The sequence below is a fragment of the Embleya sp. NPDC008237 genome (assembly GCF_042956465.1).
GTDB lineage: Bacteria > Actinomycetota > Actinomycetes > Streptomycetales > Streptomycetaceae > Embleya.
Window position 1 is genome coordinate 25,064 of the sequence record NZ_JBIBGL010000005.1, and the last position, 13,411, is coordinate 38,474.

10 protein-coding genes are annotated in these 13,411 nt (G+C 72.9%); 4 read left to right on the forward strand and 6 right to left on the reverse strand.

Translation table 11 applies throughout. The annotated features are described in order from the left end of the window. Nucleotides 1–14: 14 nt before the first annotated feature. Nucleotides 15–620 carry a transglycosylase SLT domain-containing protein gene (locus ACFZBU_RS13975; protein WP_391583778.1) on the reverse strand — a complete coding sequence of 202 codons (606 nt, stop codon included), beginning with the start codon at nucleotides 618–620 and terminating at the stop codon, nucleotides 15–17. Nucleotides 621–766: 146 nt separating this feature from the next. Further along, a complete protein-coding gene (locus tag ACFZBU_RS13980) occupies nucleotides 767–1,831 on the reverse strand; it encodes an alkene reductase (RefSeq protein WP_391583779.1) in 1,065 nt (354 codons plus the stop codon). Nucleotides 1,832–2,206: 375 nt separating this feature from the next. On the opposite strand from ACFZBU_RS13980, the gene ACFZBU_RS13985 reads away from it, so the two are divergent. After that, a complete protein-coding gene (locus ACFZBU_RS13985) occupies nucleotides 2,207–3,154 on the forward strand; it encodes a helix-turn-helix transcriptional regulator (protein WP_391583780.1) in 948 nt (315 codons plus the stop codon). A gap of 86 nt (nucleotides 3,155–3,240) precedes the next feature. Here ACFZBU_RS13985 and ACFZBU_RS13990 read toward each other — a convergent pair whose 3' ends face one another. Together ACFZBU_RS13990 and ACFZBU_RS13995 are read right to left on the reverse strand one after the other, a co-directional pair. Beyond that, nucleotides 3,241–3,990 carry a GNAT family N-acetyltransferase gene (locus tag ACFZBU_RS13990; RefSeq protein ID WP_391583781.1) on the reverse strand — a complete coding sequence of 250 codons (750 nt, stop codon included), beginning with the start codon at nucleotides 3,988–3,990 and terminating at the stop codon, nucleotides 3,241–3,243. A gap of 168 nt (nucleotides 3,991–4,158) precedes the next feature. Beyond that, nucleotides 4,159–5,517 (reverse strand): aminotransferase class I/II-fold pyridoxal phosphate-dependent enzyme, encoded by a 1,359-nt coding sequence (locus ACFZBU_RS13995; protein ID WP_391583782.1) that lies wholly within the window; start codon nucleotides 5,515–5,517, stop codon nucleotides 4,159–4,161. Between the two features lie 565 nt (nucleotides 5,518–6,082). Here ACFZBU_RS13995 and ACFZBU_RS14000 point away from each other — a divergent pair. Beyond that, nucleotides 6,083–7,330, forward strand: coding sequence for a sensor histidine kinase (locus tag ACFZBU_RS14000; RefSeq protein ID WP_391583783.1), 1,248 nt, complete (start codon nucleotides 6,083–6,085; stop codon nucleotides 7,328–7,330). Between the two features lie 70 nt (nucleotides 7,331–7,400). Here the strand turns inward: ACFZBU_RS14000 and ACFZBU_RS14005 are convergent, their stop codons facing one another. After that, nucleotides 7,401–9,539 carry a PQQ-binding-like beta-propeller repeat protein gene (locus ACFZBU_RS14005; RefSeq protein ID WP_391583784.1) on the reverse strand — a complete coding sequence of 713 codons (2,139 nt, stop codon included), beginning with the start codon at nucleotides 9,537–9,539 and terminating at the stop codon, nucleotides 7,401–7,403. 428 nt (nucleotides 9,540–9,967) lie between these two features. Here ACFZBU_RS14005 and ACFZBU_RS14010 point away from each other — a divergent pair, with 428 nt between their 5' ends. Continuing rightward, nucleotides 9,968–11,644, forward strand: coding sequence for an FAD-binding dehydrogenase (locus ACFZBU_RS14010; RefSeq protein WP_391583785.1), 1,677 nt, complete (start codon nucleotides 9,968–9,970; stop codon nucleotides 11,642–11,644). Nucleotides 11,645–12,189: 545 nt separating this feature from the next. Here the strand turns inward: ACFZBU_RS14010 and ACFZBU_RS14015 are convergent. After that, entirely contained in the window at nucleotides 12,190–12,876 is a 687-nt protein-coding gene (locus tag ACFZBU_RS14015; protein WP_391584338.1) for a TetR-like C-terminal domain-containing protein, read from the reverse strand. 105 nt (nucleotides 12,877–12,981) lie between these two features. On the opposite strand from ACFZBU_RS14015, the gene ACFZBU_RS14020 reads away from it, so the two are divergent. Further along, on the forward strand, nucleotides 12,982–13,155 hold the full coding sequence (locus ACFZBU_RS14020; RefSeq protein ID WP_391583786.1) for a hypothetical protein: 174 nt from the start codon (nucleotides 12,982–12,984) through the stop codon (nucleotides 13,153–13,155). Nucleotides 13,156–13,411 lie beyond the last annotated feature (256 nt).

Sequence of the window (13,411 nt, forward strand, 5' to 3'; positions counted from 1 at the left end):
CGCGCGTCTCGGCGTCAACTCCGGACCTCTCTGCCGGACTTGGTCCAGTTGTCGTGCAGGCGGTCCAGGTACGAACTCGCCTGCGAGCCCGGCTTCACGCCGCGTGCGAACGCGAGCATGTTGCCGGCGCCGGTGTTGTAGCCCAAGGCGAGGAGTTCGTTCCTGGTCAGCGCACCGGGCCAGTTCGCGGGCAGTTGCGCGGCCAGGTCGTGCAGGTGCCAGGCCGCTGCCTCGATCGCCAGGTCCGGGTCGTCGGGCAGGTCCTGCCAGTCCCGATCGGCGAAGTCCCGGCCCTGCTTGGCCTCGTCGAAGGCGGCCTTGTGCATGTTCGCGATCCCGAAGGCGGAATCCGGCTTCACCTTCTGCCAGGCCCGCTCCAACGCCGAGTCGTGCGGCTTGTACGACTCGTTGTGCAGAATCGCCATCAGCAGTTGCGGATCGATGCCGGCCGCCCGGGCGTGCTCGACCACCTGCGGTGCGTAGCGGGCCGGTTGCCCGCCGCCGCCCTTGGGCGCCGCCGTGTCCGCGGCACCGGGCGCCGCCGATCCGGACGCCCGCGCGGAATCGGTCCGCGGCGGCTCACACGCCACCGCTCCGGCACTCGCCACGACGAGCACCATCGCCGCCGGCCACCACCGACACCCGCGAGACTCCCGCACGCCGCGCCCTCCCGACCGCACTCGCTACCCGACCGACCAGCCTACGCGGCGCTCCACGGCCACCCCGGTAAGCCCCGATCCGGCACCGACCACGGTCCACCCGCCGGCTATCCGGCCGCCAGGCTCGGGTAGTCCACGTACCCCTCCGCGCCGCCCCCGTACATCCCGGTCTCGCGCGGTGCGTTGAGCGCGGCATCGGCCGCGATCCGCTGCGGCAGGTCCGGATTGGCCAGGAACAACCGGCCGAACGCGTAGACGTCGGCGAGGCCGGTGCGCAACACCCGCTCGGCCTGCTCACGACCACCGGGCTCGGGGCCGTCGTAACTGCCGACCAGCGTGCCCCGCCAACGCGGGCGCAGATCGGCCAGCGCCGGATACTCCCCGGACTGCACCACATGCAGGTACGCCAGGCCCATGCCGTCCAGCGTGTCCACCAGTCGGCGGTAGCGCCGAGCCGGGTCGGACTCGACGATGTCGTGGAGCCGGTTGTCGGGCGAGATGCGCAGCGCGGTCCGGTCCGCCCCGATCTCGGCGGCGACGGCCTCGACCACCTCCACCGCGAACCGGACCCGGTCGGCGTGGGCGTCGGTGCGCACATTGGCGCTGTCGGAGAGGAACTGGGCCAGGAGGTAGCCGTAGGCCCCGTTGATCTCCACCCCGTCGAAGCCGGCGTCCACGGCGTTCCGGGCCGCCGCGGCGTGCGCCTCGATCGCCCGGCCGATCTCGCCCGCCGACATCGCGCGGGGTCGGACGTAGTCCTTCGGACCGGTGGCGGTGTGGATGAAGCCGTGCGATACGGCGACGGCGGACGGCGCGACCGGCTCCTCGCCGCCGAGGAGATCAGGGTGGCAGACCCGGCCCACGTGCCACAACTGGGCGAAGATCCGCCCACCCGCGGCATGCACGGCACGGGTGATCCGACGCCAGCCCTCGACCTGGGCGGGATCGGTCAGGCCGGGGACGCCGGGGCCGCCCTTGCCGAGACGGTGCGGCCAGATGCCCTCGCTGACGATCAGGCCGGCGGCGGCACGCTGTGCGTAGTACCGGGTCATGATCGCCGTGGGAACGCCGGTGGCGTCGTCGGCCCGGGAACGGGTCATCGGCGCCATGGCCGCACGGTTCGGCAGCCGAAGGGCGGGGCCGTGGTACGGCTCCAGAAGGGGCGAGTGCACAGTCGTCCGCACCGCGCGACGGGCGCTTCGGCCCGGTAGTCCCGGTGCCGCAGTTCCACGAAGGGCTCCCGCGGATCCCGTCGGCGGGCGGTCGGCGCCGGCCGATGCGTCATCGGCGTCGGCCCGTATGTGGCCGGCGTCGGTGGTCGGGCGGCCGGCGTCGGCTGCTGCCTGGTCGGCGTCGATGCTCATCGCAATCTCCAGGGTCGTGATCGGTCGCTGCCACCGACGACTCGGCCGACGGGGCGACCACGAGCCTGCCGCACCGCGGCCCAGTCACCCAGAGCCCCGATCGGCTTACGACCGGTGTTCCTACCACTGCCAGGGTCAGGCTCGCCCGCCCTCGTCGGGCCGCCGCCGCGGATAATGGGCGATATGAACGACCGGCCCGAGGCAGCACAGACGGCGGAGGCGACACCGGCGACCGAGGCGGCCGAGCTCGGCGGCGAGCCGATCGATCCGCGCGCCGAGATCAGCGAGTTCCTGCGCAATCGGCGAGCCCGGCTGCGCCCCGAGGACGTCGGCCTGGCCGGCTCGACCGGGCGGCACCGGCGCGTACCGGGACTGCGCCGCGAGGAACTGGCCCAGTTGGCCGGTGTGTCGGTCGCCTACCTCACCCGGCTCGAACAGGGCCGCGGCCACAACGTGTCCGAGGAGGTACTCGACGCCGTCGCCCGCGCCCTGCGGCTGACCGACGCCGAGGCCGAGTACCTCGATCACCTGATCAGGTGCCAGCGCCGCAGGCGCACCACGCCTCCGCAACAACAAGTGCGCGGTGCGCTCAGGGGTTTGCTGGCCTCGTTGGAGGGAGTGCCGGCGTATGTGACCGGGCAGCGCTCGGACATCCTCGCCTGGAACCCGATGGCGGCGGCCCTGTTCGGCGACTGGGACCGACTACCGCCGCGGGAGCGCAACTGGGCCCGGCTGGTGTTCCTGCACCCGGACCAGCGCCGCCTGTTCGTGGACTGGGAGGCCAAGGCAGCCGACATCGTCGGCGCCCTGCGCCTGGACGCGGGTTGCCATCCGAACGATCCGCGACTCTCCGCCCTGGTCGGCGAACTCTCGGTCAAGAGTGCGGAGTTCCGCTGCCTGTGGGCCAGGCACGACATCAGGGAGCAACACCACGGCGCCATGCGCCTGCACCACCCGCTGGTCGGCGCCCTGACCCTGTCCTTCGAATCGCTGCGCCTACCCGACGACTCCGAACAGTCCCTGACCATGTACCACGCCGAACCCGGCTCGGCCACGGCGGAAAACCTGCGTCTGCTGGCCAGTTGGGGCGCAGACGCGACCGCGACGGAGGAGCGGGCACAACGCTCCTGAGCGTGGGCGAACCGGCGGGCCGGTGCGGACCGCCATGGCCGTGCGTACCGAGTGAAGACGGCCACCGTCGCCGAACCGAAGGTCGGTCACCGAACTCCGGGTGCCTGTTCCTCGCCACCGAGCCGAACGCTCACCTGCGAGCCCGCTTCCCGAAATCCCAGCGCGAGCGCCACCCGCTTGGACGGCTCCGGTCGTGCTCGCCACTGCGGAAGCAGGCCCGCGGCCAGGGCATGGGCCACCGCGGCCGAGGCGACGGTCCGCGCCAGGCCCCGGCCTCGGCTCCCCGGCGCCACCAGCACACCGTGCTGCGCCACGGACCGGGGCCAGAGCTGATAGCCGGCCGCGGCAACCACATGGACACCCTCGCGCACGACGAACACCGGCGACGTGACGTCCGCCAGACCGCTCTCGTCCGCATCCGCCGCGCCGACCCGATCCAGCAGCGCAGCCAACTCGGCACCATCGCCCGCCACTTCCTCGACGGCGGCGGCGCCGTCGTGGGGCAGGAAGGCCGCGCGGTCCAGGTAGAGGAGCGAGGCCGGCCCCAGCACGTCGACAACGGGCAACGCCCCCACCAGGCCGCCCGCGTCCACAAGCCCGCTCGCCGGGGCCACCTTTCGGACCGCGTCCGCCAACAACTCGGCGTCTCGTGCGTTCGGCGCGGTGGCGATCCCGGCCCCGCCGAGCAGCACGACCCCCGCCCAGGCGGGCGGACACAACTGCGAACCGGGCGAGACCACCACGTTCACCTCGCCCGCCCCCGGAAACTCCACCGCGGCCCCCGCAGCCTCGACCCACAACTCCCGAGCCCGGCCAAGGAAATGATCGCCATTCATGGTCGTATCGTGCCCCGCCGCAAGCCCCCGAGCGACCGAATTCACCGCGCTCCCCCACCCCGCAAGCACACGTCGGCCATCGCCACACCCGCGTCGTCCGCACCACCGCCGCACCGCCCTCACGCACCGCCCTCACGCACGTCCGTCCGTACGTCGCCGATTCCGGCCTCACACCGCCGATTCGACCGCTTCGGTTCGGGTGCGCGGGTCGGCGGCGGTGTGGGTTCGGCGTGGCGCGGCGGCGGCCAGGGCGGTGACCCGGTCGTGCGCCGGGTCGACGTGGGCGTCGCAGTCCGGGCCGAGCAGGGTGCTGCGCAGGATGTGGGTGTCGTTGCGGTCGGCGACCGCGCGCGGGTGTCGGCCCAGGAAGTCCAGGACGCGCACGTGCAGCGTGCTCAGGTACACCGGGTGTTCGGTCCCGGGCGGGTCGGCGTGCACGATGTGCCGGCTGGAGTCGGCCACGGACGACATGCGGGGGCGGGGTTCGCCGGTGAGGGCCAGGTAGGTGAGGATGTCCAGTTCGGGTTCCTGGTACAGCATCAACTCCGGCTCGCCGTCGATCAGGTCGCGCCAGCGACGGGTGCTGCGGAGTCGACCGGCGAGCACCTCGCCCAAGCCCTCGGGGGTCGGCGGCAGGGCGCGCAGGGTCAGCCACAGGGCCGCCGCGGTGGTGCCGAGAGGGGCCTGGTCGAGGCGCGCTTCCTCGCCCGGGCCGTCGGCGGCGCCGAACAACAGCACGCCGCACGCATGCGGGTGCAGGCCACGGCGGTACGGGTCCACGGCCACCGAGTCGCAGTCGGCGATGGCGCGAAGGTGCCGGGCGGTGGGGGTGTCGCGCAGTTCGTCCGCGTCGGCCAGCAGGGTGAAGAACCCGCCGTGGGTGGCGTCCACGTGTACCCGCACGTCGCGCTCGCGGCACAACGCCAGGATGTCGGCGATGGGGTCGACCGCACCGAGCGTGCCGGTACCGGCGCCGACCACGACCGTACCGATACGTTCCTTGGCCAGTTGCGTCGCGAGGGCGTCGAGGTCGATCCGGCCGGCCGAGTCGATCCGGACGGAGTGGGCCGGCACGCGCAGCGCGTCGCACCTGCGTTCGTGCGCGGGGAAGCCGTCGGCGCCGTGTGCGATGCCGCCCTCGGGGTGGGCCTCACGGGCCACCCGCAGGGCCTCCAGGTTGGCGATGGCACCGCCCGAGGTGAGGTGTCCGTAGGCGGTGGGCAGCCCGAACATCGCCGCGAGCTCGGCGACGACCTCCTCCGCCAACCCGTCCGAGCCCGGATCGCCGTCGCCCTCCCGCCCCTCGGGCTCCACCAGCGTGGCGGCGAGCCGGCCGACGAGCGCCGCCCGATGCGGCGGCTCGACCGGGTGTTCGACGCCGGCCGGGTGCGGGGAGGGCCGCCCACCGCGCAGCCGCGCGGCCAGGTCCGCCAGGTGCGGCTCGCCGCGATCCCCGTCGCCGGCCTGCGCGTCGGCCCACGCGGACCAGGTGTCGAATGCCTCGGTCAGCCGGCGACGGGTGTCCATGGTGTCCCTCCGGATGCGACGGTTGACGAATGCCCCGCGGCTCGACACCCTCGACCCCGGGCCCGGTGTCCGCGCCGAGGACGCCTCGTGCGGGATCGGTTCGAGCGGGACGTGGGCGGCCTTACCATCGGGACAAAACCGGATAATCAGACTTCCCGACCGACTCTCGATCATGCACACCCCCGCCCCGGATGGCCGCCGCCGAGGCCCCTGCCACACCCGAGACGCCACATGCGCCCGAGGCACGGACGAGTCGGCAGCCGCGTCAGCGGGGCGGGGGCCGGCAGCGGGAGCGGGGGCCGGCAGCGGCAGCGAACGAGGCGACACCCGGTACCTCGGTCCCGAGGCAGGGGGGTGAAGCAGGACTCGAGTCCGGGGTCGAGATCGTCGGTGGGGTGGTCTGGCGCGCTCTCCGGATGCGATGGAATGGAGGGCGACTCCATTCCCGCGAGAACGGTTCGTCCCGAACGCGCGGCCGACCCGGCACGCCGGCCGGCGCCGCGCGTCGACCATCGACAAGCCCGTCGACCACCCACCACCGACCACCAGCTAAGGAGACCCGAGAATGGGGTCCGACCACCCTCCGGCGGCCTCGGCATCACCCGGCAAGGTCATCACCCTGCGCCCGAGCGCGGGGACGTACACCCGGCTGCGGCGCACGATCGTGGATCATTCCGCGTACCGCAACGACCTGCTGCTCGTGCTCGCCTCCACCGTCATGGACTCGCTCGCCTTCGTCACGACCGCCGAGTTCGACTCGGCCGATGCGACCACGACGGTGCTCGGGTTCCTGCTGACGGTCCTGGGCGCCGCGGTCCTGATCGTGCGTCGCCGGTATCCGATGCAGGTGCTGATCGCCGTGGTGCTGGCCCAGGCGGCCTTCGTGCTGTGCACCGACGCGGCCACGCGCAGCTTCGGCTGCGCGCTGATGGTCGCGTTGTACACCGTGGCCCGATATCGCCGACCTCTGGAGACCGGCATCGCCGGGTGCCTGGCGGTGGCGGCTCAGCTGCTGCGGGTGGTTCCCGGCGCCGGAGAGTCGTTCGCCGAGGCGGCCGCCTCCGGCCTCGGCGGATCCGTCCTGGTGATCGTCGTCGGCGTCGGCACCGCCAAGTGGCAGCAGCAACTGGCCATCAACCGGCAGTTGCGCGCGGATCGGGCGGTGACCGAGGAGCGCCGCCGGATCGCCCGCGAGTTGCACGACATCGTGGCGCACCACATCACCACGATGTACCTGATGTCGGGAGGCGCCCGGGCAACCCTGGACCGCGATCCGCAGACGGCCCGCGAGGCACTGTTCACGCTGGAGGCGTCCGGACGCACCGCGCTGAGCGAGATGCGCCAGTTGCTGGGCGTGCTGCGCAGCACCGAAGGGCACGAGGATGCGCCCTCCGAACCCCAACCGGGGATGCCCGAGATCCACCGGCTGATCACCGAGTCCCGCGCGGCCGGCCTGCCGATCGAGTACGAGGAGATCGGCGAGCGGCGGTCGTTGTCTCCCGCGACCGGGCTGACCCTGTACCGGATCGTGCAGGAGGCGCTCACCAACACGCGCAAGCACTCGGGGGCCGCGCGGGCGTCCGTACGGGTGCGGCATCTGCCCGATCGGGTCGTGTTGGAGGTGCTCGACGACGGCGCAGGCGGCTCGGCGGCGCCCAGCGGCATCGCCGGCAGCGGCTACGGCCTGATGGGCATGCGCGAGCGGGTGACCCTGCACGGCGGCACCCTGGAGGCCGGGCACCGCCCCGAAGGCGGATTCCGCGTGGTCGCCGACGTGCCGCTGCCGCCGAACGAACCCGCCTGGACCGGCTGACTCCGGGCTCCGGCCCGATCCCGCCCACCAGGGCCCACAACCGGGCCGCCGCGCGGGTCGGTCGAAACGCTCACGGGCCCTCACCCGTCTTCGCGTCGAGCGCGTACAACGCGCCGTCCGCCGTCGCCGCGTACACCATACGGTCGGCCACCACCGGCGCGGTCTTGATCGCGCCGGTGGCGGTCCGGGTCCACCGGACGGCACCGGTGCCGGCGTCCAGTGCGTACAGATTGCGGTCCTCGCTGCCGGCGTGGACGAGGCCGTCGGACACCGCCAGGGGCGCGCGGACCGGGCCGCCCGGGGTCGTGCTCCAGCGCTCCGCCCCGGTTCGGGCATCCAGCGCGATGATCGTGCCCTCCACGGAAGCGACGTACAACATGCGGTTGTTCGGGGTCAGCCCGGTAACGGTCCTGGTCCCGAGCGCATACTCCCAGGACATTTTTCCCGTGGACGTGTCGAAGGCGCGCAGCACCTCGGGCACATTCGGATCGACACCCGCGTGATAGACGGTGTAGTCGGCGAACGCCACGTGGGCCCACGGGATTCCGGTCGTGTCGGCGGCCCACTCGGGCTCGCCGGTCAGGTGGTGGATCGCATACAGCTGGGGTTTGCCCGAGACGGCGCGGCCGGTGCAGTACAACCGCCCGTCGGCGACCACGGGAGCCCACGGGCCCTCGCCGCCCGGATCGAACGTCCATACCTTGGCGCCGGTCTGCGCGTCGAGGCCGTACAGGCGACCGTCCCAACCGGCCGCGACCACGATGCCCTTCCAGGTCGCGAGCGGGTCGTTCACCGCGTTGTTCGTGGCGAACTCCCATTGTTTGCTGCCGGTGCCAGCGTCGAACGCGTAGACCAGCCCGCTGTCGCGACCGCCGACATAGAGCACGCCACCGGTGGCGATGGGGGTACCGAGCACCTCGCCGGTCGGGTGCTCCCAGCGCTTGACGCCGGTCGCCGCGTCGAGCGTGTACAGCTTGTCGAGGTGACCGATCACGTGCACCAGGCCGCCGGCGACCAGTGGCCGCTCCGGCAGGCCGTCCGCCTCGAAGGACCAACGTTGCCTGCCGGTGGCGGTGTCGATCGCGTACACGTGGCGGTCGTCGCTCGTGATGTACGCGGTGCCCGCGACGATCGTGGGTGCGGTGTTGATCGCCTCCCGCGCGGCGAACCGCCATCCGACCCGCTCGGGCGTGGCCGCCGGCGGTCCGGACGGGGCATCGGTGGTCGGTTTACCGGAGTTGCCCGGTCGGGCCGACTCCCCTCGCCCGGTGCCGACACCGGCGCCGCGGTTGTACAGGCTCAGGCCCACCCCGGCGGCCACGACGCCGAGGCCGCCGAGGAGCAGGCCGCGGCGAGCGATCTGCGGCCGAGCACCGCGGTCGAGCACGACGGTGTCCGCGCCCTCGGCGAACGGCCGTAGCAGACGCGCCACTTCGGCGGCGTCGCGCGGTCGGTCGGCCGGTTTCTTGGCCAGCATGCGCAGCACCACGGCGTCGAGCGCCGCCGGGACCTCCGGGCGCCGCCGACTCGGCGGCTCGGGCGCCGTGCGCAGGTGGGAGTACATCAGCGCCACCGGCTCACTCGTACCGAACGGCTTTTCCCCGGTGAGGAGTTCATGCAGCACCCAACCGAGCGAGTACAGGTCGCCGCGGGCGTCGCCGGAAGTGCCGCGCATGCGCTCGGGCGGCATGTAGCCGAGCGTACCGATCAGTCGGGTCGATTCCCGGGTCGCGGCGGCGTAGCGGGCGATGCCGAAGTCGAGCACCTTGACCGTGCCCTCGGGGGTGAGCATCAGGTTGGCGGGCTTGAGATCGCGGTGCACGATGCCGGCCCGGTGCGCGGCGTGCAGCGCGACGGCCGCCTGTGCCACCCGGTCGGCGGCGAGCGGGACCGGCGGCGGGCCGTCCTCGCGCAACACCCGGGCCAGGTCCCGGCCTTGGACGTGCTCCATGACGAGGTAGAGCGTGCCGTCGGCGGCGTCCCGTCCGACGTCGTGGACGGTGACGATGCCCGGATGGTCGACGCCGCCTGCGGTGCGGGCCTCGCGCAGGAACAGTGCGGTGTCACCGTCGTCCGCACCGGTGCGCAGCAGTTTGACCGCGACCCGACGGTCGATCGTCAGGTCACGGGCGGCCCACACCTCGCCCATGCCGCCGCGGCCGAGCAGTGCGGTCAGTTCGTAGCGCTCGGCCAGGATCCGAACCGTCATCTCCTGGTCTCCCCCGTCCCGTTCCCGATCCTCCGACCGGGATCCGGGATTCGGGCCGCATCCTACGGCGACGCATTCGCGACGAAGGCGCGCAGGTCGGCGGGGTGGGTGCCGGGGGTGGGGTGGGCGCCGGGGGGCGCCGGCGGCGGGGTGGGCGCCGCGGGTGGCGCCGGCGGCGGGGTGGGCGCCGCGGGTGGCGCCGCCGGCGGGGTGGGCGCCGCGGGTGGCGCCGCCGGCGGGGTGGGCGCCGCGAGTGGCGCCGCCGGCGGGGTGGGCGCCGCGGGCAAATGCCGATGCGAGTGCCGGTGGCGTGGGGGTGCCGTCGGTGTGGGTCGCGCGCCGGTACCCTCCTGTGGATCTCGGCGTGTGCGCGAGCGCGCCGGGTGACCTGCTCGCCCGCATCCGACCCGACCCAGGGAGAACGCACAGTGGACGCTGACGTCATCGTCGTCGGGGCCGGACTCGCCGGCCTGGTGGCCACCCACGAACTCACCGCGCTGGGGCGCAAGGTCGCGCTGGTCGACCAGGAGGGCCCGGCGAACCTGGGCGGGCAGGCATTCTGGTCGTTCGGCGGGCTGTTCCTGGTCGACTCGCCCGAACAGCGCCGGCTGGGCGTGAAGGACTCCTTCGAACTGGCCTGGAGCGACTGGCGCGGCAGCGCCGGGTTCGACCGGCTCGACGACGAGGACTCGTGGGCGGTGCGCTGGGCCCGCGCCTACGTCGAGTTCGCCGCCGGCGAGAAGCGCTCGTGGCTGGCCGGCCACGGCATGCGCTTCCTGCCCACGGTCGGCTGGGCCGAACGCGGCAATCTGCGCGCCGACGGGCACGGCAACTCGGTACCCCGCTTCCACGTCGCATGGGGCACCGGCCCCGGCGTACTGGAGCCCTTCGTCCGGTCGGCCCGTCGGGCCGCCGCCGACGGACTGCTCACCTTCCACCACCGGCACCGGGTGGACGAGTTGATCGTCGAGAACGGCGCCGCCCGCGGTATCCGCGGCCGGGTCCTGGCCCCGGACTCCGCCCGCAGGGGCGCGCCGAGCAACCGGGACGAGGTCCGCGACTTCGAACTCACCGCGCAGGCACTCGTCCTGACCACCGGCGGGATCGGCGCCGACCACGACCTGATCCGCCGATACTGGCCCGCCCGACTGGGCACCGCGCCCGCGAACATGGTCACCGGCGTACCGGCGTACGTGGACGGGCGCATGCTCGACATCGGCGCCGCGGCCGGTGTCCGGGTGGTCAACCGCGACCGGATGTGGCACTACACCGAGGGCCTGCGCAACTGGGACCCGATCTGGCCCGGCCACGGCATCCGGATCCTGCCCGGCCCGTCCTCGATGTGGTTCGACGCGCTCGGACGCCGGCTGCCCGCACCGTGCCTGCCCGGCTACGACACCCTGGCCACGCTTCGACACCTGCGCACCACCGAGGACCTCGCGGGTCACGACCACTCCTGGTTCATCCTCACCCAGCGGATCATCGAAAAGGAGTTCGCGCTCTCCGGTTCCGAACAGAACCCCGACATCACCGCCAAGGACCGCGTCGGCTTCCTGCGCACCCGCCTGATCGGCAAGGGCGCACCGGCTCCCGTGGAAGCCTTCAAGCGGCACGGCGCGGACTTCGTCGTCGCCGACACCCTGGACGAACTCGTCGCCGGCATGAACCGCTCGACCCCCGAGCCACTCCTGGACCCGGCGCTGATCCGCCGTCAGATCGAGGCCCGCGACCTGCAGATCGCCAACCCGTACGGCAAGGACGCGCAGATCCAGGGCATCCACAACGCCCGCCGCTACCTGGGCGATCGGCTCGGCCGAGCCGCCGCGCCGCACCGCATCCTGGACCCGGCGGCCGGCCCGTTGATCGGCGTCAAGCTGCACATCCTCACCCGCAAGACGCTCGGCGGCATCCAAACCGACCTCGACGCGCGCGCCCTCGGCCTCGACGGACGGCCCATCGAGGGCCTGTACGCCGCGGGCGAGGTGGCCGGCTTCGGTGGCGGCGGCGTACACGGCTACAACGCCCTCGAAGGCACCTTCCTGGGCGGCTGCCTGTTCGGCGGCCGCCTCGCCGGCCGCGCCGCAGCCCACGCAACCGGCAGCTAGGCCGTTGTCGGCGGACCTTGGTGGTCATCGGAGGACCTTGGCGGGCCTTCGTCGGAGGACCTTGGCGGGCCTTCGTCGGAGGGAGCGCGGCCGGCATCGCCGCCGCGCTCGCACCGCGCCGGCACGGCTTCGCCGGACGCGCCACCGTCGTCGAGACGGGCGGCGAACTCCCGCACGAACGACCGCCGTTGTCGAAGGCGCCGGCGGGCGGCGAGCACGCATTCCTGCCCCGGCAGGCGTACGGCGAGCAGCAAATCACCCTGCTGCCCGCCACCCGTATGCCGGCCCTGGTCCCCGAACGCCGGGCCGTCGAACTGGACGACGGCAAACGCTGTACGCGGATCGGGTCCTGCTCCCCACCGGCATGCGCCGCGCACCCTGCCGGTCCCCGGCGCCGAACTGGCCGTCGTACTTACTCTCCGCGACGTCCGCGACGCGTGCGACGCGTGCGACGCCAGGACCGGGTCGGCCGTGTAGGTCTGCCCGAAGCTGCCCTGTGCCCGACCGACCACTCATCGGCCGCGCCACCGGCCTCACCGGTGAAGTCACCCGACGTCCGCCAAGACGCCGCCGCCCTGAAGCAGCAGTTGCACCAACTGATCGATCCCCGCCGCATCCGGGAACATCGCGTCCGCACTCAGCAGTCCGGCGAAGTAGCCGATGACCACGTTCCCGACCAGATCGGCCGACACACCCTTCGCCACTTCGCCGCGCTCCGCACCACGCTCGAGAATGGTCTTCAGCACGGCCTGCCGCCGATCCCTCAGCACTCGCAGGATGTCCCTGAACAGCGGGTCACGGCAGGCTTCGCCTATCACCTGGCGGGCCAGGCCGTACATCGGAGCCGAGCCGTACACCTCGGCGATGTGCGTCAGGAGAGAGTGCAAGTCGCCTCGTAGCGGCGAGCCGGTATCGGGGACGGGCACTCGCGCCACCGCGAGTTCCGTGAACCACGCCGCACGTGTATGCGTCGAGACGGTGCGGCGAATCGGGAGCGCATCCTCCTCGCCGCCGAGAACCCGTTCGGGATGGGGGCGCGGCCGCCTCCACGGAGGAGGTCGCCCGCCAGGCCAGGTAAGCATCGCCACCGTGTTCCGGCTTTTCCCCACCAAGCAGGACCTGATCGAGGCCACCGCCGTGCGATACCTCGAAAAGCTGGAGAACGGGTCCCGGCGATTCGCGGACGAGGACGAGGACGACCCCGGACAGGCGTTCGCGTCGTTGGTACGCATCCTGGTGTCGACCGGCCCCACGAAATCGACTCTGCTGAATCTGTTGCCCGACGACCACGGACTGACCGAGCCGGTCACCGCGGCGGCACAAAGCTTCCGCGGCGCATGCGGGTGGGGCTCGAACGCGCCCAGGCCGCCGGCGCCGCCCGCCCGGACGCCACCGTCGAGGACGTGTCCATGCTGGTCCGCGCCCTCGCCCACGTAGCGACACCCGGCGAGGGTGAGGCCATCGACCGGGCGGTGGGGATCGTCCTCGACGGCCTCGACGTACACCGCTGAACCCGCCTGCGGCCCCGGCCCGACTGCCCCCGACCACCGGCGACTCCCGAGACTTCCGGGCGCTCACGGAGCACCGCTCTCCCTTCGGCGCAGCGCCCACCACCGACACAGTGCTCACGCTCGAGAGCACCGCTCCCGCGCCACACCGTGCCCACAAAACCAACACCCCGCCCCCGCAACCCAGAGCGCTGCTCCCGAAACTTCCGGGCGCTTACCACCCGGAGCACCGCTCTCCCCTCGGTTCCAGCGCTCACCA

Bases quoted from the DNA above. Each gene is read 5' to 3' on its own strand.
- ACFZBU_RS14020 (WP_391583786.1), top strand. From the start codon at position 12,982: ATGCGGGTGGGGCTCGAACGCGCCCAGGCCGCCGGCGCCGCCCGCCCG.
- ACFZBU_RS13995 (WP_391583782.1), bottom strand. From the start codon at position 5,517: ATGGACACCCGTCGCCGGCTGACCGAGGCATTCGACACCTGGTCCGCG.
- ACFZBU_RS13990 (WP_391583781.1), bottom strand. From the start codon at position 3,990: ATGAATGGCGATCATTTCCTTGGCCGGGCTCGGGAGTTGTGGGTCGAG.
- ACFZBU_RS13975 (WP_391583778.1), bottom strand. From the start codon at position 620: ATGGTGCTCGTCGTGGCGAGTGCCGGAGCGGTGGCGTGTGAGCCGCCG.
- ACFZBU_RS13985 (WP_391583780.1), top strand. From the start codon at position 2,207: ATGAACGACCGGCCCGAGGCAGCACAGACGGCGGAGGCGACACCGGCG.
- ACFZBU_RS14015 (WP_391584338.1), bottom strand. From the start codon at position 12,876: ATGCGTACCAACGACGCGAACGCCTGTCCGGGGTCGTCCTCGTCCTCG.
- ACFZBU_RS14005 (WP_391583784.1), bottom strand. From the start codon at position 9,539: ATGACGGTTCGGATCCTGGCCGAGCGCTACGAACTGACCGCACTGCTC.
- ACFZBU_RS14000 (WP_391583783.1), top strand. From the start codon at position 6,083: ATGGGGTCCGACCACCCTCCGGCGGCCTCGGCATCACCCGGCAAGGTC.